The organism is Psychrobacter sp. SZ93C1, assembly GCF_015864635.1.
Lineage (GTDB): Bacteria > Pseudomonadota > Gammaproteobacteria > Pseudomonadales > Moraxellaceae > Psychrobacter > Psychrobacter fozii.
Map to the genome: position 1 here is coordinate 1 of NZ_JADYWY010000006.1, position 24,505 is coordinate 24,505.

Annotated in this window: 16 protein-coding genes; 10 read left to right on the forward strand and 6 right to left on the reverse strand. The window is 42.2% G+C overall.

The window, feature by feature from the left end:
• The 3 genes from I6E83_RS08785 to I6E83_RS08795 all read left to right on the forward strand — a co-directional run.
• Positions 1-3,109 (forward strand): beta strand repeat-containing protein (locus I6E83_RS08785; RefSeq protein WP_197101243.1); only part of this gene is annotated, 3,109 nt, incomplete at its 5' end.
• Positions 3,110-3,313: 204 nt separating this feature from the next.
• Entirely contained in the window at positions 3,314-6,610 is a 3,297-nt protein-coding gene (locus I6E83_RS08790; RefSeq protein WP_197101245.1) for a UDP-N-acetylmuramoyl-tripeptide--D-alanyl-D-alanine ligase, read from the forward strand.
• A gap of 52 nt (positions 6,611-6,662) precedes the next feature.
• On the forward strand, positions 6,663-7,430 hold the full coding sequence (locus I6E83_RS08795) for a D-alanyl-D-alanine carboxypeptidase family protein (protein WP_197101247.1): 768 nt from the start codon (positions 6,663-6,665) through the stop codon (positions 7,428-7,430).
• Between the two features lie 160 nt (positions 7,431-7,590).
• On the opposite strand, the gene I6E83_RS08800 is transcribed toward I6E83_RS08795, so the two are convergent.
• Positions 7,591-8,361, reverse strand: coding sequence for an IclR family transcriptional regulator (locus tag I6E83_RS08800; protein WP_197101249.1), 771 nt, complete (start codon positions 8,359-8,361; stop codon positions 7,591-7,593).
• A 182-nt stretch (positions 8,362-8,543) separates the two neighbouring features.
• Here I6E83_RS08800 and I6E83_RS08805 point away from each other — a divergent pair, with 182 nt between their 5' ends.
• The 3 genes from I6E83_RS08805 to I6E83_RS08815 all read left to right on the forward strand — a co-directional run bounded on the left by I6E83_RS08805 (position 8,544) and on the right by I6E83_RS08815 (position 12,753).
• The gene (locus I6E83_RS08805; RefSeq protein WP_197101251.1) at positions 8,544-9,935 is read left to right on the forward strand and encodes a GntP family permease; all 1,392 of its coding nucleotides are present in this window, start codon (positions 8,544-8,546) and stop codon (positions 9,933-9,935) included.
• 71 nt (positions 9,936-10,006) lie between these two features.
• Positions 10,007-11,197: an iron-containing alcohol dehydrogenase gene (locus I6E83_RS08810; RefSeq protein WP_110924349.1), complete on the forward strand. Its 1,191-nt coding sequence runs from the start codon at positions 10,007-10,009 to the stop codon at positions 11,195-11,197.
• Positions 11,198-11,256: 59 nt separating this feature from the next.
• Positions 11,257-12,753 carry a CoA-acylating methylmalonate-semialdehyde dehydrogenase gene (locus I6E83_RS08815; protein ID WP_197101253.1) on the forward strand — a complete coding sequence of 499 codons (1,497 nt, stop codon included), beginning with the start codon at positions 11,257-11,259 and terminating at the stop codon, positions 12,751-12,753.
• Between the two features lie 345 nt (positions 12,754-13,098).
• Here I6E83_RS08815 and I6E83_RS08820 read toward each other — a convergent pair whose 3' ends face one another.
• Entirely contained in the window at positions 13,099-14,004 is a 906-nt protein-coding gene (locus I6E83_RS08820) for a LysR family transcriptional regulator (RefSeq protein WP_110924351.1), read from the reverse strand.
• Positions 14,005-14,322: 318 nt separating this feature from the next.
• On the opposite strand from I6E83_RS08820, the gene I6E83_RS08825 reads away from it, so the two are divergent.
• Together I6E83_RS08825 and dld are read left to right on the forward strand one after the other, a co-directional pair.
• Positions 14,323-16,026, forward strand: coding sequence for an L-lactate permease (locus I6E83_RS08825; protein WP_227680886.1), 1,704 nt, complete (start codon positions 14,323-14,325; stop codon positions 16,024-16,026).
• 35 nt (positions 16,027-16,061) lie between these two features.
• Positions 16,062-17,813 (forward strand): D-lactate dehydrogenase, encoded by a 1,752-nt coding sequence (gene dld / locus I6E83_RS08830; protein ID WP_197101257.1) that lies wholly within the window; start codon positions 16,062-16,064, stop codon positions 17,811-17,813.
• Between the two features lie 294 nt (positions 17,814-18,107).
• On the opposite strand, the gene argE is transcribed toward dld, so the two are convergent.
• The 4 genes from argE to I6E83_RS08850 all read right to left on the reverse strand — a co-directional run bounded on the left by argE (position 18,108) and on the right by I6E83_RS08850 (position 21,448).
• Positions 18,108-19,253 carry an acetylornithine deacetylase gene (gene argE / locus I6E83_RS08835; RefSeq protein ID WP_227680887.1) on the reverse strand — a complete coding sequence of 382 codons (1,146 nt, stop codon included), beginning with the start codon at positions 19,251-19,253 and terminating at the stop codon, positions 18,108-18,110.
• A gap of 36 nt (positions 19,254-19,289) precedes the next feature.
• Complete coding sequence (locus tag I6E83_RS08840; RefSeq protein ID WP_197101258.1) at positions 19,290-20,222, reverse strand: LysR family transcriptional regulator; 933 nt, start codon at positions 20,220-20,222, stop codon at positions 19,290-19,292.
• Between the two features lie 84 nt (positions 20,223-20,306).
• Positions 20,307-20,981 carry a DUF1028 domain-containing protein gene (locus tag I6E83_RS08845; RefSeq protein WP_197101260.1) on the reverse strand — a complete coding sequence of 225 codons (675 nt, stop codon included), beginning with the start codon at positions 20,979-20,981 and terminating at the stop codon, positions 20,307-20,309.
• Positions 20,982-21,034: 53 nt separating this feature from the next.
• Positions 21,035-21,448 (reverse strand): RidA family protein, encoded by a 414-nt coding sequence (locus tag I6E83_RS08850; RefSeq protein WP_110924355.1) that lies wholly within the window; start codon positions 21,446-21,448, stop codon positions 21,035-21,037.
• Positions 21,449-21,702: 254 nt separating this feature from the next.
• On the opposite strand from I6E83_RS08850, the gene I6E83_RS08855 reads away from it, so the two are divergent.
• The gene (locus I6E83_RS08855) at positions 21,703-22,935 is read left to right on the forward strand and encodes a flavin-containing monooxygenase (protein WP_197101262.1); all 1,233 of its coding nucleotides are present in this window, start codon (positions 21,703-21,705) and stop codon (positions 22,933-22,935) included.
• A 45-nt stretch (positions 22,936-22,980) separates the two neighbouring features.
• The gene (locus I6E83_RS08860) at positions 22,981-24,462 is read left to right on the forward strand and encodes an aldehyde dehydrogenase family protein (protein WP_197101264.1); all 1,482 of its coding nucleotides are present in this window, start codon (positions 22,981-22,983) and stop codon (positions 24,460-24,462) included.
• Positions 24,463-24,505: the final 43 nt, after the last annotated feature.

The window sequence follows — 24,505 nt, forward strand, 5'->3', positions numbered from 1 at the left end:
CTCAGTAGAATCGGATCCTGCGAGTGCCCCTGACAGCACGGCACCAACGGCGCCGATTATCGCCCCTGTTATCACTGATAACGTCGCGAATGATGGCAGCGGTGATGAGCTTGCCCCTGCAGAAACTATTACTGATGGCAGCGTCACTAACGACAATACTCCAAGTGTGACGGTCCCTGCTGATCAAGTAACTAACGGCACCCCGCAATTGGTCATTGATGGAGCGGTTGTACCTTCAACTCCTGTGATCAACGGCGATGGTAGTGTGACCTTAACGCCAACCACGCCATTGACTGATGGTGAGCATGACCTAAGCTACAACCTCATAGATGCTGCAAATAACGTGAGTGCTGATGCGCCCGCTGTTAGCGTGACGGTTGATACCACCGTCATCATCGCTCAAGATGACTCCAATGATATCGATTTAGGTGAATTACAAGTAACTACTTATCCTTCAGTAAATAATGATAGCGTCACTGTACTTGGTGTCGCCGAAAGCGATAGCGGTGCAGATGGTACGCTTGACTTTACGGTAAGTGAAGGCGCTAGTGGTACTGTTAGTATTGAAGTTAGTCAGACAGCGCTAGTCGCAGTAGCGGATGCAGTCAATATCGAGGTCTACAATAGTAATGGCGACCGTGTTTATGTCGGTACTACTGGTGGTGATCCACTAGTGGGTGATGTAATAGGTCTAGAATTATTGGGATTGACTGGTAATGACACATTAACAGCAGTCGTATCTGGTTTAGAGCCAGGAGATTACACAGTGGTGGTGCGCAAAAGTGAGAGCGCATTAGCCACTTTAGTACAAGATGTTGAGTTGGCAGAGTTGGGTGACTCAGGCATTGTTTTAGGTCCAGATAACCAAGAGGCTGTCTTAAATGCAGTGGAAGCCTCACTCAATACTGATTATCCTATCTTGCAATTGGGTACTACTGTTAAAGGCATCCTCACAGTTGCATTGGGTGAAACAAATGAACTGGGTGTCGATGACTTGATTGATGTACTCCAACAAAATGCACTAGTAGGTGGTCTACTTGCAGGTTTGCTTGACCCAGTATTGGATGCGGTTGCAGAAGCATTGCTCAGCAATACCTTAACGCTGCTTGAAACCACCGATGTCACTGCCACACTAACGGAATATGATTTTGATTCAAGTATAGCCATCACAGGTAACGTGATTGACCCTGATGGGTTAGTAACAGGTGAGTTGGGTGAGGATACGGTTACGGTCAACACTAAGCTGACGGACGTAAGCAGTGATAATACGGTTTCAGAGCTAACATCTCAGCTTGTCGACGGTGTCAATGTATTTACCATACAGGGGCAATACGGTGTACTAGTGATTGACGAAAATGGTGACTATACTTACACGGCCAATGGTGATTATGCTTCGTCAGGTGAAACAGAGGTGTTTGAATACACCATCTCTAATGGTGCAGCAGGTAACAGCGATACCGCAAAACTTGTGATCAATCTCAGCTCTACGGCACCTGCTGCGCCAATCGCAGCGGCAACTATCACAGACAATGTAGCCAATGACGGCAGCGGTGGTGTACTAACACCTTCAGAAGTCATTGCAGATGATGGCACCACAAATGACAATACACCAAGTCTGGAAATTGCTGCCAATGTTATTAGTGACGGTGAAACACTGCAGTTAGTGGTAAATGGTATCGTAGTTGATTCAGTGATCACTGAAAACACTGATGGCAGCTATACTTTAACGCCGCAAACGCCTTTAGATGATGCTAAGTATGAGCTAAGCTACAACATCAAAGATGCTGTGGACAATGTGAGCGGTAACGCACCTGCTGTGACAGTCACAGTAGATACGACAATACCAGATGCTATTGATGATCAGGCCTCCGCTGGACTTGCTATAACACCTGTTATAGCAAGTACTACAGGCAGCGAGACTGGAACCGTTAGTAGCTTGGTTAGCCTTGGGGCCGTCGGTGACTTGGTTAATGTAGCGTTGCTTGGCTCAAGTACTGCTTTTACAGTAGATGTTGCAACCAATACCACACAAGACCTTACGATATCTGGTAGTGGAAGCCAAGCATTAGGATTATCACTTGGTAGCGATAAGGACTTTGATGTCCTAGTGTATCGTCAAGAAGTAGGTAGTACGCAAGCTGAATTGGTTCAATCCGTACCAAACTGGCTTGATTACACAGCTGGTATAGCTGGTGTTATCGGCGGCACTTGGAAAGGAGATGCTTTAGAACTGGATACTTTCTCTGGTGGTGCGAAATATTATATTGTGGTTGCCAATGGAAGCGGAGTATTGAATCTTGGTGTAGGAACATCTGTCACTGTCAAGACTGACTCAATTATAACCACAAATCTTAATATCGATTTAGTACCAGCTACTGGTAATGTGCTTGATAATGATACCGATACAGGGTTAGCGACAATCGTAACTAATATTAATGGTGATACGATCAGTGGACTCACCACCATCGTAGGTAACTATGGTAGTTTGGCAATTGACACTAACGGTGAATATACTTATACACCAAACGAAAATGTCAATGTGATTGGTCAAACAGATGAGTTTGAATATACGATCGATAACGGTAATGGCAATATTGATACGGCTATGCTGACCATCACCATCAATGGTGATGGGCAAGCTACAACTAGCGACTCAAGTGCAGCTGCAGGTCGTGTAAGTGCCAGTAGCTTCACACTTGCTGATGATGCAGCTTCTATTGATATTCCTGATACGTCATTGACTGTCTCAAGCGAAGGGCTTGATGTTCTAAGCTTTGAAAGCGAAGATCAAACCATCAGCTTATCTGATATCTTTGAAGTTGATGTGATAGATATAAGTGGCATTGGTGCGAATACGTTGACCGTACAAGCAGCAGATATTACAACCTCCGATCCTATCTATATCAAAGGCGATAGCGATGATACCGTAGACTTAGGTAATATTGGCGCTGATCTCAGTGATACAGATGGATCTGGTAATGCGGCAACGTGGGTAAATACCCAAACCATGACGTCAGATGCTGATGGGCAACAATATAATGTGTGGGCGCTGAGCACTGACTCGGCTACACAGGTCAATATTGATGTTGATATCACCAATGTTATTTAATTGATATCAGGTGTCTGAGTTATTTAAGCCATATAAGTTATTTATTATCGGCTAATCGTAATGTAAACGTTAAAACGCTCCCAAACTGGGGGCGTTTTTTACAGGGTATACATAACCGTTTTGAGCTATAGTTAATAAGCCTTAAGGGTCTATAGGATAGTGCCCAAAATACTAAAAATAGTGAATAATAAAGGACAATAAAACATGAGTGAAAATACAACCATTGATGGCTTGATTGCTCACTTAAAAAATAACTTACCAGCCATCTATGAACACTGGGTACAAACACATATTACCCAAATAAATAATGAAAATAGTACTGGGAATTTTCAAGATGCTGCAGTAGATACACTGCCTACTACCTTCATCTTGTCAGTCTCTGATGGCCAGAAAAAAGCCAAAGTAATCACTTTTATTATTAATGATTTATTGAAACTAAAGGAAGCAGATAACACTAGTAACGTCTCTAATTTTGAAAAAATATTGCCAGTGATAATGGCAAAGGTCGATAAGTTATCAGAAAAATTTGATGCTCCTATTGCTTGGTTAAGGCTTGAGTGGCTCAATCAAGCCTCACTCACTACTTGGTCAAATTTTCAGCAAAGCCTAAAGGGCTTTAAGCGTAATTATTACCGATCAGGCATTGCATTTGAAGGTGTGCGAGAGCCATGGTTATTGCTCACCGAAATGGAGTTGAATGCTAATGCCTGCCTCTATATGGGTAACACGGTCTCTCATGCAGGGGTTAATGATAATAACCTGAATGTGTATCTAAAAGCGCGCCATGGCAGTAGCCAAATCCCAGATTTTAGCGATGACTTGCCCATTATTAGTTTTAATACGGCGGGTATGTTTATTGATGAGCATACAGGTGAGTGTCATACCCTTGATACACAGCCACGCTTTAAGGGTCACCGCAAGTTGTTGCCACTATCGGCAAATACGACTCAGCCTATCATTGAGATGTCTACAAATTACTTAGCCAGACAGGTACAGCCTTTTGGCCAGTATATCTATGGGTATTTTCCTTGTTTTGGCCGCACGATAAATACTTATAATAGCTTGCGTCATGCCAGTAGTGCCTATGCACTGATAGAAGGCTATGAAGCTTGTCATAGTTTTGACGCCTACCGTAACGATGAGGCTAAGCTTGCTTTGGCTAATATGAAAGTTAGTATTGATAATGCCATGAGCTACCTAATTGAGGAACTTATTCAGCTCTATGATGACAAAGCATATGTGATTGATACTGGCGGAGAGATCAAGCTGGGCGCAAATGCTGTTGCGATATTAGCAATCGTTAAATATTTGCAAGTCTTTAGAGACACACCAAAAGCAGATGATTATCATGCGTTGGCAGAGCAATTAGCGCTAGGCATCATCGCGATGCAACAAGATGATGGTAGCTTTGTACATGTCCTACATAGCAAAGACTTAACGCTAAAGGCCAAAAACCGAATCATTTATTATGATGGTGAGGCAGCATTTGCAATGATGCGTTTATATGGCTTGACCAAAGATGCACGTTGGCTTGACTGTGTCACTCGTGCTTTTGACTATTTCATTGAAGCCAAGCATCATCAAGCACATGACCATTGGTTGTCTTATTGCTCAAACGAGCTGATCATTTATAAACCTGAAAAAAAGTATTTTCAGTTTGCGGTCAATAATATTGCAGGCTATACCGATTTTATCAAAAACCGTATCACTACTTTTCCGACATTGCTTGAGCTATCCATGGCATTTCATAAAATGCTATTAAAACTAGATGAACATCCGGAGTTTCATGATGTGTTAGCAGGTTTTGATGTTCAAGGGTTTTATCAGGCATTGCATGCACGTGCTAATCATCTTATAAATGGTTTTTTCTTTCCAGAAATGGCCATGTTTTACAAATCCCCGCAAACTATTTTGCATGGGTTTTTTATTCGCCATCACTCGTTCAGAGTACGGATTGATGATGTAGAGCACTATCTATCAGGGCTTATTGGTTACTTTGATTTTTTAAAAATAGCCAATTACCCCAAGCTCGCTGCAAAGAAGTATCAACTAACTCATAATGTAATCCATACAGGTAACGAAGACAAAAACCAGCCAGTAGCATCCGATAGTCAAGATATGAAATCTGTCTTAACAGCCAATTCGCTGGTCCTTGCCACTAAGGGGAGGTGGCTAGTCACACCGCCAGTAGATTGGTCTGCAACAGGATTATGCATTTGGCCACCCAGTTTTGAGTCAGGTCAGTTAATCGTGGCTCGAAGAAAAAATATGGCGGTAGGCTACTTATCTGAAAAGTCGATTGAGTCTTTAGTGAAAAAAGGCGCTTCTGCCATCATCACCGATGATGTTATAGCATACGAAAACTCAAGTATTCCTGTGCTGTACGTGCACGATATACGTCAAGCGACTATTGCGATTGGACGATATGCTCGTCAAGTCTTTGATGGTCAGGTTATCGGTATTACCGGTAGCGCTGGGAAGACTACAACAGTACATATGCTGGCACATGTACTGAATGGTTTCGGCGGTGCGAGCTACACTCAATCTAGTGCAAATCTACCAGTGGGTATTGCATGGAATTTGGCTTCTATGCCTTATTCTATAAACTATTGGGTATTAGAGATGGCGATTGGCTCTATGTCTGCCAATACCAATTTAGTCCGCCCTGATATAGCGCTCATTACCAATATTGCTCCCGCACATCTTGAGTATCATCATAATGTTGAGACTATTGCTCTCAAAAAATCACGTATTTTTGAAGGTATGGCACCAGGTTCTCTTGCCATTGTTTGCCGAGATATCGAGCAGTATGATTTGATTGAGCGTTTAGCAACCACATGGGGTATTCACGTTGTCAGCTATGGTAAACATGACGATGCGACAATTAAGCTACTTAGTTATAATCAGAAAGAGGCACAAGCACAGATAGCAGTTGATGGTCAGACTTATCTGCTGAATTTACAGGCCCGTGGTCAGCACATGGTGCTAAATGCGATGGCTATTTTGGCCGTGGTCAACCATAATAATTTACCTATCCGTGCGGCCATTACTCGATTAGAGAGTTTTAAAGCCGTGACTGGGCGAGGGCAAGTACTTGAAACGACTTATCAAAACCGACCAATTACGCTTTATGATGAAGCTTACAATGCCAACCCATTATCCATGCAGGCAGCACTCGAAACCTTTGAACAGTTACAGGCATCTACCCATAAAAAAGTATTAATTTTGGGTGATATGTTAGAGCTAGGTGGTGACAGTAGTAGGTACCATTTACAGTTGGCTCCTATCATTGAGAATATGAATTTCAGAGCTTTGATTTTAGTCGGTAGTCAAAGCAAAGTATTGCTTGATAAGCTCAAAAGTCTAGATATAACACTTTATCACTTTGAAGACGTACAAGCCGTAAGCTTGAAACTACATGAGTTCCTTAAAGATTATGACCATGTTTTTATTAAAGCCTCTAATGGTATTGGGCTCAACAAGCTATTTATAGAGGGTTAAAATATTCTGAATATAATTAGAAGTCAGAGCTAACAATATAGGAGGCACTGCCATGGAAAACTTTGAGACGGACGCCGCTATATTGGTTGAGAGTTTTAAACTAAACGATAATGAGATAACCGATCAGCCTCTTATCATAGAAAACAAGTCAGCAGTACCAAAAATGATGGCATCATTGGCTAAATTAATGACGGTTATGTTGGTCTGGGATAAAGTGATGCAGGATAAAACCGATCCTGTTACAACTACGGTAGAGATACCGGTTAGTTTGTTAAGGGGTAGTAGTGAGTACTATCAGTTTTATAGAAAGGGCGAACAGATACCGTTAATAGTACTTATTGAGTCTGCTTTAGTCGCTAGCTCTAATGAAGCAGCATTTGCCTTAGCCTGTTGGCACTCTGGTACTGAACAGACTTTCGTAACACAAATGGTTCGTCAGTCATATTTTCTTGGTTTAAGAGGCAGTCATTGGACCAGTTGTTCAGGTCTTGAGAAAAGTGCTTATACAACGGCTCAAGACATGAGTAAGCTTGCCAAAGTGTTTATCAGTCAGTATCGGGCAATAGCTGCTTTTTGTTCTCTAAAATATTTTGAATTTAATGGAAAAAGAGTTTTTAATACCAATAAGCTTATGCGTTCTTATCCTCATATTCTAGGATTGAAGACAGGTAACTTGGTCGGTATAGGCTCTAATCTAATCAACTATTGGATAGCTGGTAATGTGCATTATCTAAGTATTGTGCTAGAGGCTGAGAGTCGAGAGGTATGCTATGAGCTGTCTGAGAAAATCATGAATCAATGTGTGCAATCTACGTTATAAACGCTAAATTAATAAAGGTTAATTAATAAAATTGTTATGATTTCTCTAGCATAATATTTCACCTTGTACTCGAGGAAGTGTCTTTCGGACACTTCTTCTTCCTCATATTTATTATGCCTATACAGTGTCAATAGGATATTAAGCTCACTTGTTCATAAGCTTATTTATAATCCTGATTAAAAGTCACGGCTAGCTCCAAAGCGGCCTCACGCATCAGAGGTACGTACTCCAGCAATTCTTCCAAAGTTTTTCTCACGGTCGGGCCGTGGGTAAACACTGTCGCAAACGCTTTATTTTCATCATTAGGAATGAGTACAGCACAGGCGACCATGCCTGGAATAAACTCTTCATTATCTATGCCTATTCTAGTATCTCGAGTCTCAGCGATGGTCTGCATCAAACGCTTTTTATCCGTCTGAGTATTGGTGGTTAATGCATGTATAGATATTTTATCGATGATACGTTCGCATTTTGCATTGGATAGTTGTGATAAGAATAATTTACCGCTGGCACTTGCCCAGATGGGCACATGAGTCCCAACGGGTAGGTATATTTGAAGCGGCCAATCAGACAAAACCCTATCGATATAGACGATGTCTAGGTCTTGCATAATGGCAATACCGACAGTTTCCCCTATTTGTGATGATAGTTGCTGCAATATCGCAAGTCTTTCGATCTTGAAATGATTATTCTGCAACAAATCCATCGCGAGCTTATAGGTTCTTTTTCCAGACGTTACCTTTCCGGGTAAGTCGAGTTGTACGAACCCAATATTTTGTAGTTGATCTAATAATCTATACATACTAGGTATAGGCACATCCAATGTGTCCGCTAAGTCGCTCACACTCATCGGTCTTTGCGATCTTGCTAGAATTTCTACAATCTGCAAAACCCGCTCAACACTAGAGCCCTTCTTTTTAGTATTAACCATGGCTCTGTAGCCTCCTAACCAGATGACATCAAATCTTTCTAGACATTATAACGATAATATTTGTCCGTTTGAGGCTTGTTATTATAAAAATATTCTGTTATTTTTATAAAACGATAAATATTCTATCGTTATGTGATTTTTTAACAAATGGATTTGATGTAGTTATCGCACAAGGAGTGCACATGATAAGTTTATTCCCCATTTTGCTGTCGCTAGGGTTGCTGATGTATTTGGCTTACCGTGGTCATAGCGTCATTTTGTTAGCCCCGTTATTAGCAATGCTAGCTGTGCTGTTGAGTGGTGAGGCCAGTACGATGCTAGGCGTCTATACCCAAGTATTTATGAAAGGGTTGGGCGGATATATCATCAGTTTTTTCCCGCTTTTTCTATTAGGGGCTATATTCGGTAAATTGATGGATGATTCAGGATCGGCATTGAGCATATCCGAATCATTGGTCGCCAAACTTGGCAAAAAACAAGCGGTTCTGTCTATTGTCATGGCTTGTGCCATTTTGACGTACGGTGGGGTATCGTTGTTTGTAGTAGGTTTTGCGGTATACCCAATCGCTGCTGCTCTATTTCGTGAATTAAATATTCCAAAAAGACTGATTCCTGGTGCAATTGCGCTAGGTGCTTTGACTTTTACGATGACGGCGTTACCAGGCACGCCTGCCATTCAAAACGCTATTCCCATGCCATTTTTCAAAACGAATTCTTTTGCAGCCCCTGGTCTTGGTGCTATCGCTGGCTTGATTATGCTAGTAGGTGGCATGGTTTGGCTTAACTATCGTGCTAAAAAAGCTTTCAATGCAGGGGAGGGTTATGGTGAGCACCATAACGATAAGTTAGTTGTCACCGATAGTAGCGCTAAGCCTTCATTACTGGTGGCATTATTACCCATTATCTTGGTCATATTGATTAACTTTATTTGTACGAAATGGCTATTACCTAGCATGGATAACAGCTATTTGGCGAGTGAAGCGTTCGGTGCTGTGCCACTGGCTAAAGTACTCGGTATTTGGGCTATCGTCATTGCTTTAGTTGTATCTTGTGGGTCAATGATTTTGCTGAATTGGAAACGTTGGAAAAACTTAAAAGAATCCCTTAGCGAAGGTGCGCTTGGTTCACTACTGCCTATCTTTAATACAGCCTCTGAAGTTGGTTATGGATCAGTAATCGCTACTTTGACAGGGTTTATCATTGTAAAAGAATTTTTATTAGGCTTATCTCCAGGCAATCCACTGATTTCAGAAGCTGTGTTCGTCAATGTGATGGCAGGTATTACTGGCTCTGCATCAGGTGGACTAAGTATCGCCCTCAATACTATGGGAGACAATTATCTTCAATTGGCCTCTCAATTTGGCATCAATCCTGAGTTAATGCATCGTGTAGCGTCTATCGCATCAGGTGGTTTGGATGCGCTTCCTCATAATGGCGCAGTGATAACGCTATTGGTGATTTGTCAGCTTACGCACAAAGAATCTTATAAAGATATTTTTGTGGTGGCTGTTGCCGTACCTGTGCTGGCACTTATAGCTGTCATAACTTTAGGCACGTTAATGGGTTCGTTTTAGCACAGTATTCAACACAAAATATTAAACACACAGTATGAAAAATATCGTGATCAACACAAGGATAGGTAAATATGTCACATAGTATTCTTCTCCCAAGAATAATGGAGGTCGGGCGTAATGCATGTCAAAAGCTACCGACAATATTAGATAGCTTGGGTATAAAAAAGCCACTCATTATCACAGATGAAATGATGGTGAAACTCGGCTATGTAGAGAAACTACAAGCCATTTTAAAAGAGGTTGATATCACGGCTGATGTATTCTCGGATACTATGCCAGAACCAACTGAAAGCTCTATTGAATCAGGTGTGCAGCAAGTACGACATCAAGAATATGATGGGTTAATTGCTTTGGGCGGCGGCAGTCCTATAGATAGTGCAAAAGCCATTTCAATTTTGGGTAAATTCGGTGGTGTCATTAATGACTATAAATTTCCTCGTCAAGTGAATGAAGCTGGCTTGCCTATTGTTGCCATTCCTACTACCGCAGGAACAGGGTCAGAGGTTACCAAGTTTACTATCATCACTGATGAGGCCAATAACGAAAAGTTATTGTGTGTCGGTATGGGGTTCATGCCAGTCGCAGCGATTATTGACTATAGTCTCACGATGACCGTCCCCCCTCGCACGACTGCCGATACGGGCATTGATGCAATGACACATGCTATCGAGGCTTACGTTAGTCAAAAACGTAATGCTTATAGTGACCAGCAAGCTTTAGCGGCATTACGTTTGATTGGACCCAATCTACAAAAAGCCTATCACGATGGTAAGGACGAAACGGCACGTGAAGCGATGATGTTGGGCTCTACGTTAGCGGGCATTGCATTTAACAACTCATCAGTGGCCTTAGTACATGGTATGAGTCGGCCAATTGGGGCGTTCTTTCATGTACCACACGGTTTATCAAATGCGATGTTATTACCAACGATTACCGAGTTTGGTATATCAAGTACTCCGGATCGCTATGCAGACTGTGCCCGTGCACTAGGTATTGCTGAACTCAACGATACAGACGACCAAGCAAATATAAAGCTGATTGCTTACTTAAAAGATTTGAATACGGAGCTTAAGGTGCCTACATTAGCGCAATTTGGGGTTCAAAAAACAGAGTTTGATGAGCTGGTCAATACGATGTGTGACCAAGCGTTTGGCTCAGGCTCGCCTAACAACAATCCTCGGATACCTAATTTAGAAGAAATGCTGCAACTTTATGCGTTGCTATGGACAGAAAGCGCCTCAGATGGTGTTTTACCAAGCTAATAAACGGAAATTTTACTTTTAATCCAATTACCAACTCAATGCTATAAAAGGAATATATTATGCAAACTATCGGACATTTTATTAACGGTCATACGATTACTGAAGACGGTCAAACTCAGCCTATTTATAACCCTTCTACGGGTGAAGTCAGCAAGCAGGTTGCGTTAGGTGGTGCTAAAACGATTGATGAAGCCGTCGTTGCAGCAAAGGCCGCTTTTCCGGCATGGCGTAAAACTCCGCCGATGAAACGCGCTAGAGTGATGTTCAAATTCAAAGAATTACTAGAAAAAAATGCTGATGAAATCTGTCGACTAATTGGGGAAGAGCATGGAAAAATTTCACATGATGCCGCTGGTGAACTACAGCGCGGTATCGAAAATGTTGAATATGCTTGCGGTGCACCAGAGTTATTAAAAGGTGAGCACAGTCGTAATGCTGGCCCAGATATTGACTCTTGGAGTGAGTTCCATCCTCTTGGAGTCGTGGCTGGGATTACCCCGTTTAACTTTCCTGTGATGGTGCCTCTTTGGATGTTCCCTATGGCTATCGTCTGCGGAAACACGTTTATTCTAAAGCCATCTGAACGTGATCCTAGTGCCGCCATGTTTATTGCAAAATTGATGAAAGAAGCAGGATTGCCTGATGGTGTGTTGAACGTCGTCAATGGTGGCAAAGAGGCCGTTGATGCGCTTTTGCATCATTCAGATGTTGAAGCCATAAGTTTCGTGGGCTCTACACCAATTGCAGAGTATATTTATACGACAGCCACCGCTCAAGGTAAAAGGTGTCAAGCATTAGGCGGCGCAAAAAACCATGCAATCGTGATGCCAGATGCAGACTTAGACAATGTGGTTATTTCGCTACTAGGCGCGGCATTTGGTTCGTCAGGTGAGCGCTGTATGGCGCTATCTGTTGCGGTCGCAGTCGGTGATGATATAGCTGATAAAATGGTTGAAGCATTACAGCCTGCCATACAGCAGTTGAAATTAGGTGCTTATTCTGACAAAGAAAATGATTTTGGTCCTGTCATTACTGGTGCGCACAAAGCTAAAATTTTAGAGCATATCAAAAGTGCTACTGACCAAGGAGCCAACGTCATCATTGATGGCTCTTGTGCAGCACCGACAGGTCATGAGCAAGGTTTCTTTGTGGGTCCAACTCTAATAGATAATGTGACAAAAGAGATGGACAGTTACGAAGCAGAGATTTTTGGACCAGTGCTTCAGGTGATGCGTGTGCAGACAATGGAAGAGGCGATACAGCTCATAAATCAACATGAATACGGCAATGGCACGTGTATCTATACCCGAGATGGGGAGGCGGCACGTTACTTCGTTGATAATATTCAGGTGGGTATGGTTGGCGTTAATATTCCATTACCAGTGCCTGTCGCTTCTCAAAGCTTTGGTGGTTGGAAGCGCTCATTATTTGGAGATTTATTTATGTACGGACCAGATGGCGTTAGATTTTTTACTCGCCGAAAAACGATTACTCAACGCTGGCCTAGCGCAGCAATACGAGAAGATAAGCAGTTTTCGATGCCAACTTTAGGTTAGCGTCTATAGCTTGTCTGCAGTACAAATAACACTCTCAACAAAAAAGCCACTTAGCTACTAAGTGGCTTTTTTGTGGTTTTTGGGCCATATGGGTCATGGTAAAGATAGAGCTCTAGTCTCTCGAAATAGATGTCACTCTATAATTTTCCTAAGACAGTTGCGTGAAAGTTATGATGATTATGTAGGTATAGCACTAAACCCTAAAGAAAGAATACGCCTAGTCGCTGACCTTGGAGATGCCAGTTTTATGATACTGCAGGGCAGTAGCGATAGTTTAAACGTATCGACATATAAGTAATGCTTTAATTTATCTTTGCTGATACACATGAAAAACAGGCTTATTACTTAGCAGTAGTAAGCCTGTTTTTCATGTAATGACTCTCGTAGATGCTCAACAAGCAGTTTCAACTTTTGATCCGGTTGCTTTGCTTTAGGATAAACCGCATACATTCCCATTCTTTTTCGTGTAAAGCGTTGCAAAATCTGTGTGAGCGTATTTTGCTGCAGCTCCTTATAAACAAGTGCTTGTGGTAAAAAAGCGATGCCTAAATCGCTAAGGGTCGCTTGTTTAATCGCATCAAGATGGTTGCTATAAAACCGGCCTTCTATAGGAAGCAATTGCTCTGTGCCATCTATATATAGTGGCCATATATCGTTAGCCGCATTATCAAACTTATAGACCAAGCATTTATGATCCTGTAATTGTTCAGGTGTCTGAGGTATACCATATTTCCCTAAATAGTCCGGTGTTGCACATATCACCCACTGGCTATCTATAAGACGCCTCGCAATGAGAGATGAGTCTTCAAGCTCTGCGGTTCTTATGGCCAGATCAAACCCTTCTTCTATCAAATCAACCAATCGATTGGTAATTTGCAAATCCACCGATATTTCAGGGTGTTGTTTGCAAAATTCAGCAATCGATTCGCTCAATACTAGATTGGCAGAGACCACTGGCATGGTGATACGTATGTTGCCTTTCATATCCTCACCGTAACCCGTCACTGCATTTTCGGCTTCTTGAAAGGCAAATTTAGCAATTTTTGCTTTGTTATAAAGGGTCTTTCCTGCATCAGTTAAGCTCAACTTTCGGGTGGTTCTATAAAGTAGCTGTGCATTTAGGTTTTCTTCTAATCTTGCAATGCGTTTGCTTACGACTGAATTCGTTAATGACAGTTTTTCAGCGACCCTAGAAAATGAACCTTCATCAACCACTTGAACGAATAAAACCATATCATCAGCTTTGGCCATACTTGTTCTCCAATTGCTTTAATTCGTCTTGGATTATAGCAAAAAAAGAAAATAATATTGTCCTTTGATGCAATATATCAATGTATGGACAAGGCGTAGAATATTTTAGGGCGTTTTGAGCATTTGGTCATGGCACTGATAGAGATTGTTTTCGGTGTCATCTGACAGACGTCTTTAACAAATCAACTGTGATTAGCAGTACCTATTTATAAATGCTCAATACCTCAGTCGTCACTAAGTTATGAAAAATTAAGTCATAAAAATAAATACTGACATGGCTTTACTCAAGGAAGGTCACACAATCAAAAGGATATGATTTTGAATCAGACAATATATGGACTCCTGGCACTATTGCCAATTGTTCTCTGTGGTATTTTGCTTATTGGCTTACAGTGGTCAGCCAAAAAAACCATGCCAATTATTTTAGCCGTTACTGCTGGGCTTGCGCTTTTCATCTGGGATATGACGCTTAATCGCGTGTCCTCATCGATCATTCAAGGAATGGTCATTACCGTCTCAGTATTGTGGATCGTCTTTGGTGCTATTTTCTTACTGAATACGTTAAAACACACTGGTGCCATCGCCGTTATCCGTGCTGGGTTTACCAATGTATCGCCAGATAGACGTGTTCAAGCCATTATTATTGCCTGGTGCTTTGGGACATTTCTTGAGGGTGCCGCTGGTTTCGGTACTCCTGCAGCTATTGCCGCACCTTTACTGGTAGCGATAGGATTTCCAGCACTGGGCGCAGTTTTAATGGGAATGATGATACAAAGTACGCCTGTATCATTTGGTGCGGTCGGTACACCTATTGTTATTGGGGTAAATAAAGGATTAGATACAGCGGCCATTAGCGCTCAACTGGCACAAGAAGGACTAGAGTGGGCTGACTTTTTACAACTGATTACCAGTCAAGTGGCTATTATTCATGGTGTCATTGGTACGTTCATGCCACTTATCATGGTGATGATGCTTACTCGCTTCTTTGGTAAAAACAAAAGCTGGAAAGAAGGCTTTGCGATTTGGCCATTTGCTATATTCGCAGGCTTGGCATTTACGATTCCTTATACCCTAACAGGTGTCTTTTTAGGGCCAGAGTTTCCGTCATTGGTCGGTGGTTTGGTCAGTGTCGCCATTGTGGTTAACGCGGCAAAACGTGGATTTTTAGTGCCAAAAACCACATGGGATTTTGAGCCGCAAAAGAACTGGCCAAGCGAATGGATGGGCAAGTTAGTAGTCAGCAAGGATGATTTGACGCCGAATTTAGATGGCAAAAACATGTCTACTGTCATGGCATGGTTCCCTTATTTGCTGGTTGCCCTTTTACTGGTTTGTTCAAGAGTGTTTGAGGGGTTTAAATCTTTTCTCAATGGTGCGACGTTAGACTTTGCCTCCTTATTAGGCGAGGCAGATATCAGTGCCAGCTTTAGTCCTTTATACTTACCAGGTGGACTATTATTAATCAGTGCCTTGGTTGCCGCCGCTTTTCAAACCAAAAAATCAGGCAGTGCACTAAACAGTGCATTCAAAGAGTCGGGAAAGACTGTATTAGGGGCTGGATTCGTCCTTATTTTTACGATTCCAATGGTTAGGATTTTTATCAATTCAGGCATAAACTTATCAGATGTGTCAAGTATGCCAGTCGCCAGTGCAGAGTTATTTGCGGGTACTTTTGGCAGTGCTTTTCCATTGATTAGTGCAACCATTGGGGCATTAGGTGCCTTTATCGCCGGCTCTAACACCGTATCTAACATGATGTTCAGTCAGTTTCAATTTGAAGCCGCCATGAGTTTACATATTTCACCTTCTTTAGTCATCGCAGCTCAAGCAGTTGGTGCTGCAGCTGGTAATATGATTGCCATACATAACGTGGTGGCTGCATCAGCAACGGTGGGTCTACTCGGTATGGAGGGTGCCACACTTAGGCGTACTATTTTACCTACCCTCTATTATGTGCTGTTCTGTGGCATCATCGTCATGGCTGCCATTTACCTCTTTGGTTTTCAAGGGCCTTTAGCATAATGAGTGACACACAATCACAAGTTAAGGAGCATTATATGGCTTCATCAAACCTTTTCTCATCAAACATAACGTATCCGGACACACTCCGTCCTGATCTAGTGTTAGAGAAGCTAACGCATTTACTGGGAGCCAGTAATGTACAGGCTGATCCAGAGAAAAACGAGCACTATAGAATGGGGTGGCGCTCTGGTGGCGGCAATGCTTTGGCTGTTTTGTTTCCGCAAACACTGCTGGAGATTTGGCGCAGCTTAGAAGTGTGTGTAGAAGGCGACTGCATCATTATCATGCAAGCGGCAAAAACAGGACTGACTGAAGGTTCAACCCCGAGCGGTAATGACTACGATAGACCAGTTGTTGTGATTAACACGCTTGCAATGAACCAGTTGTATTTGGTGAATGACAATGAGCAAGTGATTAGCTTGCCTGGGGCGACATTACATCAGTTGCAAAGTGAGCTTAATACCGTAAATAGGGCGCCTCACTCCGTCATCGGGTCCTCGACATTAGGTGCGTCTATTATTGGTGGTATTTCTAACAACTCCGGCGGCGCGCTGGTTAAAAGAGGCCCTGCCTATACCGAGCTTGCACTGTTTGCCCAAATAAACCAACACGGTCAACTGGTGCTAGTCAATCATCTAGACGTAGAATTGGGCGACACTCCGGAAGAAATACTCACTAATTTACAAACAGGTAATTTTGATAAAAGAGAACTGCCTGACACTGGCAAGCTAGCATCTGACAAAGAGTACATCGCTAGAGTAAAAGATGTTGATGCAAGCACACCAAGCCGCTTTAATGCGGATAAGCGAAGACTGTATGAAGCCAGTGGCTGCGCTGGCAAGCTTGCCGTGTTTGCAGTACGTCTTGACACTTATCCAATAGCGGCAAAAGAGAAAACCTTTTATATAGGCACCAACAGTGTGGGTGAGCTTGCACAGTTGCGACGGCAGATACTATCAAACTTCAAAAATATTCCTGAAGTTGGTGAGTATATGCACCGTGATATATTTGATGTATCTGCTAAGTATGGCAAGGACACATTCCTGAGTATTAAGCATCTCGGTACAAATGCCTTACCTAGATTGTTTTCTATCAAAGGCGCTATGGATGCAAAGTTCCATAAATGGTCATGGATGCCAAAGCATTTTACTGACAAAGTCATGCAGTTCATCGCCAATATATTTCCAAAGCATCTACCGAAGCGCATGATTGAGTATCGCGATCAATATGAACATCATCTCATCATAAAAATGAGTGATGAGGGTATAGCAGAGGCTCAAGACTTTCTGAAGACGTTCTTTGCTGCGTCAGACACAGGTAACTATTTTGAATGTAGTCAGGAAGAGTCAGAAAGCGCGCTTTTAAATCGTTTTGCCGCAGCTGGTGCCGCATTACGCTATGAAGTCATGCATGAAAAAGAAGTCGGCGATATATTGGCATTGGATATTGCCATACCACGTAACGAATTAGAATGGCTTGAAACCCTACCTGAAGAAATTGAAAAGCACTTAGAGATGAAGCTGTATTACGGGCACTTCTTTTGTTATGTGTTTCATCAAGACTATATTTTGAAGAAGGGCAGTGATGCACACCTTGTTAAAAAGATGATGTTAGCTCTATTGAGCGCCCGCGGGGCAAAATATCCTGCTGAGCATAATGTAGGGCATCTATACGAAGCAGAACCTGATTTGCAAAACTTCTATAAAAGTCTAGACCCAACCAATACCTTTAATCCGGGTATTGGCAAAATGTCGAAAACCAAACGTAACTGCTCGTGTTGTTTATAAGCGACACCTAGAACTGGTATTGGCCTGATTATTTATGAGTGGTTAAGTAGTTAAGCCACTAAGTGGCTAAATAGTTCAGTGTTTGTCTATTATAAATGTTCAATACGCACTAGGAAGCACTGCCGATGGGTAGTGCTTTTTAATGTCTAAAATCAGAAAATTCCATCATTCTTAACAAATGATGGAATTTTCTAACTGTATTGGCATAATCAAATTGGAAAGCTACCAAGAGCGTATAACCACTGCTTCATGTATCTTAGCCGCCCTCGCCATTTTTACTGGCAGGGTTTGACGCTATTTCAACTGTTTTAATAAGTTCTCTAAAAACAAGTCACACTTATTCATTTCAGAGATTTCTACATACTCATTAGGTTTATGACCTTGCTCCATGGAACCTGGCCCACAAACAAAAATAGGGCTATCAAAGGTCTGAGAAAACAAACCACCTTCTGTCCCAAAGGATATCTTCCCAACGGTAGTGTCATCTGAAAGTAAGGATTTCAAAAACTGTAATTCAGGATGCTCATGGCTGGTACTTAACCCTGGATAAGCATTCATAAAGTGGATATCAGCATATTGACTGTGAGAGTGTTTTTGCAGGTTTGCATTGATGATATCGGTAATCGTGTCAATACTGTCTTCTGCTATGTGCCGTATCTCATAATCTATAGTACAGCTGTCTGAAACCACGTTTAACGCGGTGCCACCTTGAATTTTCCCAACATGAATAGTGGTGTAAGGAATATCATACTCTTCATCACGTTGTCCGCTTTGAGCCAATTCATTCTGACTGTCTACCAATGACGTCACTACTTGTGTGGCAACATGAATCGCATTGCGGTAATTGGGCGCCATAGAAGAATGCCCATTCTCTCCACTACAACGCGCCTGATAAACTGCTTTACCTTTATGCCCTAACGCTATTTGCATCGAGGTAGGCTCACCAATCACGCAAAACCGTGGCGCCTTAATCAACGTTGGCAATTGAGGCAAGATATTTCTAACACCCAAGCAACCAATCTCTTCATCAAAAGATAGGCATACATGCAGCGGGATAGCCAGTTTCTGCTGGCTGGCCTGGCACATTATTCTAATCACACAAGCGATAAAGCCTTTCATATCCGTCGAACCGCGCCCGTAAATTTTATCATCACGTTCATCAGCAATGAAAGGATCACTCTCCCAGTGGTCTTTATTAGCAGGAACCACATCGGTATGTCCTGATAATAAGACACCGTGTTCCTCTACTGGACCAGTTGTAGCAAATAAGTTGGCTTTGTTGCCTTCTTCGTTATAATCGACAACCACAGAAATGCCATAGCTGTCGAATAGGGATTTGATGGCTTCGATTAAAGATAGGTTGCTTTTATAAGAAGTCGTGTCAAAACCAATCAGTGTTTTTAATATTTCTATGCTGCTGTCTTTCTTTATTAATGACATAAATAACCTCTTAAATTTGAATGTTATTGGTCGTTGTTATAAGGCGCTCATTCCGGGGATATTGCCATCTGCAAAGCAACGCTGACAGTGTTGAATAAAGGATTTAACCAATAGTGTGTTGTGTGCATTAATTGGCGTCATGATACCTATTTTCATTGGTCTCAGATTTCCTTGGATTGGTATGCGTACTAACTCTTTGCCATCCATAGCAGTATTGACCCTAGGTCTTGTATTAAAAATACTGTATCCCAATTCATTGGCGACCATTGTTTTGACAATCTCAACATAGTGACTTTGGGTATGAATATTCGGTGTTAGTCCTTGCTGCTCAAAAAGCGATAAAAAGTACTCGTAACTGTAGGGGATATCCAACAGAACCATGGGCAGTTTGGATAAGGTTTTTAGAGAAACGGATTTTTCTGATGCTAAAGGGTGGTTGGCAGCCACTAAAGCATAAGGTGGTAAGCTCGCTAGTGGTTGAAAGTTAACTTGCTTCTCATCAATTTGTAAATCGAAGGTCAGTGCCAAATCCAACTTATTAGAGAGTAGAGACATCATCAGCATACGAGGCGTATCTAAGTTTAAATCGATCTCGACTTGTTCAAAGGTTTGCGAATAATGTTGAATCACTTCGGAGTACAACGTTGGTGCAGCACCAATATAACAACCCAGCTTTAGCTTACCTTTTACCTCACTAGAGATCTCAGCAGCCCAAGCATATAAATCTGACGTTTCATCTAGAATTCTTTGGCACTTCTTTTTGAGCAACTCGCCTACTGGGGTTAGCTGTAGACCTTTTGCGTGTTGCCGAATAAAAAGCTGCACCTCTAATTCTTTTTCAATATGAGCAATAGCAGCCGAAATCGATGGCGACGAGATATGCACTTCTTCTGAAGCGGCTAGGATGCTGCCATGTTTGGCAGCACCAACGAAATATTCCATCTGACGTAAAGAGATTCGGCGGTTCATGTATATACTCATATATTTAATAAAAGGGTACTGTCACTGTACCCTCAATTATTAAACATAATGCGTCGTATTACACTATTTTATTCACAAATCGCCAGGCACGCCGTAACTTGGTGCAGTCGTTGGATCAACAGCTCTTGCTATATAGTCATTCATTTGTGGCTCATAAACTTGCCAAGCAGTCGCTAAATCATCAATTGGGTTCTCTGACCAGTCTAACCGTAAGTCGACGATAGGCCACTGTATGTCTTTAGCCATAACCATCAAGCCAACTGAATGAACAGGTCCAGCTTCACCGCCAGCAGACAAACCTGCTTTCATAGCAACCAACAGTCGCTCTGCTAGGGATCCATCAGTCTGCTCAAATGCCTCAACAATCGCTTGTGGCACCGCATCGTTATCGAGCAAGTTTCCGGCACTAACCACATCTGTTCTGATGAAATGTCCATGAACGCCTAACGTCTGCTCGCCACTGAATACCGCGCCTTCGTCTTCATTATTCAAAGCAACCAATTGGCGATATTGTATAAAGTCTTCAGTTTCAACCAAACGTTTAATAGCGTTCTCTGGCGTGTCGCCTTGCTCTAAAGCGTCGAGAATTTTGGTACCCAGCATAGGATCAGTAATGTTTTGACTCATTACCATGCCAACCCCAGCACGACCATGCAAACATCGTGACGCAACTGCAGGTGAAGAAGATGACACGGCACCTCCAATTTGTCCTGTTTTTTTACAGCGAGCAATAATAGAAAAGGTCATGTTAATCTCCAAATGCAATAGTGTTTACCTGATGGTTTAGATCTAGGTCTGCGTTAGTCAGGAATGACAGCAGTGGCGTCTACTTCTACTAGCCACTCAGGTCTGGCTAATGCCGTGACTACAATACCGGTAGAGACCGGATATACGCCTTTCAGCCACTTGCCGACGACACGGTAAACGTCTTCACGATAGCGTGGATCAACGATATAAATCGTGATTTTGCAGATATCTTCTAATTCACCACCTGCTTCTTTTAATAGCATATCAATGTTGTACATCGCTCTTTCCGTCTGTCCTGCCACATCGGCAAGGCAAACACTTTCTGTGGTTTCGAGATTCTGTCCAATTTGACCTCGAAGAAAAACAGTACGCCCTCTAGCAACGACTGCCTGACACAGATCATTGTCTATACTTTGTTCGGGGTAAGTTTCTTTGGTATTGAAGCAGCGAATCCTTTCATGTTTCATGTTCTGTACCCTTTAGTTAAATAAATGAAGAAAATTTAGTATAGGTAAACTCTGAAACCTTATCTATTCTGATTTTTTGTACTTCTGATTCAGAAATAGTAAACCAGAGAAGCGAGATGATTTTAAGCATCATTACTTACTTGTGAGTTTTCTATTGATTTTGTTTTTCTGAAGCAATAGTTATTAAAAGAGTTATTTAAATTGTTGTTGTTTCACATAGGATGTAGATAGACATTAATTTACTGGAGAAAATAATGCAGACGACGGATACGTTAGTAATTGGCGGTGGACAAGCTGGTATTGCAATGAGTGAGCACCTGTCCAAGGAAGGCATTGAGCACATTGTCTTAGAAAAGAATCGTATTGCAGAAGCATGGCGTACTCGCCGCTGGGACTCTTTAGTTGCCAACGGACCTTGCTGGCATGATCGCTTTCCTAGCATGCTGTTTGAGGATGACCAAGAAGGGTTTATTCATCATGACAAGGTTGCAGATTACTTCCAAAAATATGCCGAACACATCAATGCCCCTGTTCAAATAGGTGTTGCGGTTACTAAGGTTACGCCTTTAAAGGGCAGACAAGGCTATCACGTCACTACCTCAGAGGGCGAGTTAGAAGTCAAACGAATCGTGGTAGCAACTGGGGCGTTCCAAGTACCTTCTATTCCACCGATTATTGCTTCAACCGCCAACGTGCAACAAATCCACTCGGATAGTTATAAGAATCCTGAACAGTTACCAGAGGGTGCTGTATTAGTGATTGGTAGTGGCTCATCAGGCGTACAGATTGCTAAAGAATTAAACGCCGCTGGCAAAAAAGTTTATTTGTCTGTTGGTGCGCATGAACGTCCACCAAGACGCTATAGAGGTCGTGACAATGTCTGGTGGTTAGGCGTATTAGGCGGTTGGGACAGAGAAAAACCAAATGATGGACCATTAAAAGGCTTTGCTGTTAGCGGTATGAATGGCGGAGAAACAGTTGATTTCCGTAAGCTGGCTCATGATGGTATTCATTTATTAGGCTTAACGAAATCATTTTCAGGCGACACGCTAACATTCAATGATGATTTATTCGAAAACGTCAATGAAGCAGAGCAAAACTATTTGGCGCTTTTAGATGTGGCAGATAAATATGTTGAAGACAACGGTTTAGATCTACCTGAAGAGCCAGAAGCCCGTGAGTTCTTAGCGTTACCTGAATCTATCAGCAATCCGAGTTTATCGATAAATTTCAGTGAAAGTAACATCACTACCGTGATTTGGGCAACTGGTTTTAAATATGACTACAGTTGGTTAGAAGTTGATGTGTTGGATGAAGTCGGTCGCCCGCTACATAATCGCGGTGTCACTTCAGCAACTGGTATTTATTTTGTCGGCTTGCCTTTCTTGTCAGGGCAGGGGTCATCCTTTATTTGGGGTGTTTGGCATGATGCTGGGCGTATCGCTGAACATATCGCTATTAAGAAAAAATATCACGAGTATAGTTAAGGACGCTAAATACGCCAACAAACCAAATTTCTATAGGAATAATTGATGAACACATACAACGAACTCTATATTGACGGCAAATGGGTGACACCATCAACCGGAGCCACTATCGCTAATATCGACCCTAGTAATGAAAGTGTGATTACTGACATTGCTAACGCGTCTGTCGAAGATGCAGAAGCAGCTATTAAAGCCGCTAGAGAAGCATTCGATAACGGTAGTTGGTCTGGACTCACAGGCTCACAGCGTGCGAAGTATCTGCGCGCTATTGCCAAAGAGATCAGAGATAATTTGGATTTTTTGGCGCAGTTAGAAGTACAAGACAACGGCAAGCCTTTTACAGAAGCTCAGTTGGATATGAACGGTGTAATCGATTGTTTTGAGTTTTATGCCAACCTAGCAGAAGATTTTGATAACAATCAAGAGTCTGAAATAGAGATTCATAGTGAGGGTTATAGTTGCCTAGTTCGTAAAGAGCCATTAGGGGTAGTCAGTGCCATTATTCCATGGAATTTTCCACTAGATATGGCAGCGTGGAAAGTCGCTCCTGCTTTAGCAGCGGGTTGTACGATGGTATTAAAACCTGCAGAAGTTACCTCCATGACTGCCATAGAGCTGGGTCGTATCTGTCAAAAAGTTGGGTTACCTAATGGCGTATTAAACATCGTCACGGGTCATGGCTCAAAAATAGGGCCGATCTTATGCGAGCATCCTGCTGTGGACAAAGTTGCCTTTACTGGTAGTGGCCCAGTCGGCAAGCAGATCATGCGATCAGCTGCAAATACGGTGAAGAAAATCAGCCTTGAGCTTGGCGGAAAATCACCACTCATTATTTTTGATGATGTCGATATTGAGACAGCAGTCGAATGGATTATGTTTGGTATTTTTTGGAACCAAGGCCAAGTCTGTTCTGCAACCTCAAGAGTATTAGTTCAAGACGGCATCTATGATGAATTGACAGCGCGCTTAGTACAAGAAGCTGAAAAAATCGTCATTGGTAATGGTATGGATAAAGGGGTTCAGTTGGGGCCTGTCGTCAATAAAAAACAGTATGACGCTGTTATGACGACGCTTGAAAAAGGTAAGTCTGATGGTGTTAATGTCTTAACTGGTGGCAAACGAGCCAGCGGATTTGATAAAGGCTATTTTATTGAGCCGACCGTTTTTGGCGATGTTCCTGAAGACCATCCTATCTGGACAGATGAGATTTTTGGGCCTGTCGTTGCTCTTCGTCGTTTTACAGATGAAGCAGAAGCAGTTGCAAGTGCCAATAACTCAGAGCTGGGTCTGGCCGCTGGCGTTATTTCTAAAGACATTGACAGAGCCAATCGTGTCGCTCGAAATCTACAAGCAGGTATTATCTGGGTCAATTGCTCACAGCCGCTATTTTTACAAGCGCCTTGGGGTGGTTACAAACAGAGTGGTATAGGACGAGAGTTGGGCACTTGGGGTCTTGATAATTATTTAGAAACCAAACAAATCACGACATACCATAGTGAAGCGCCTTTGGGCTGGTACTTGAAATAAAGGTCAATGGTTATTTTTATTTGGCATAGCAGTCATATTCAGA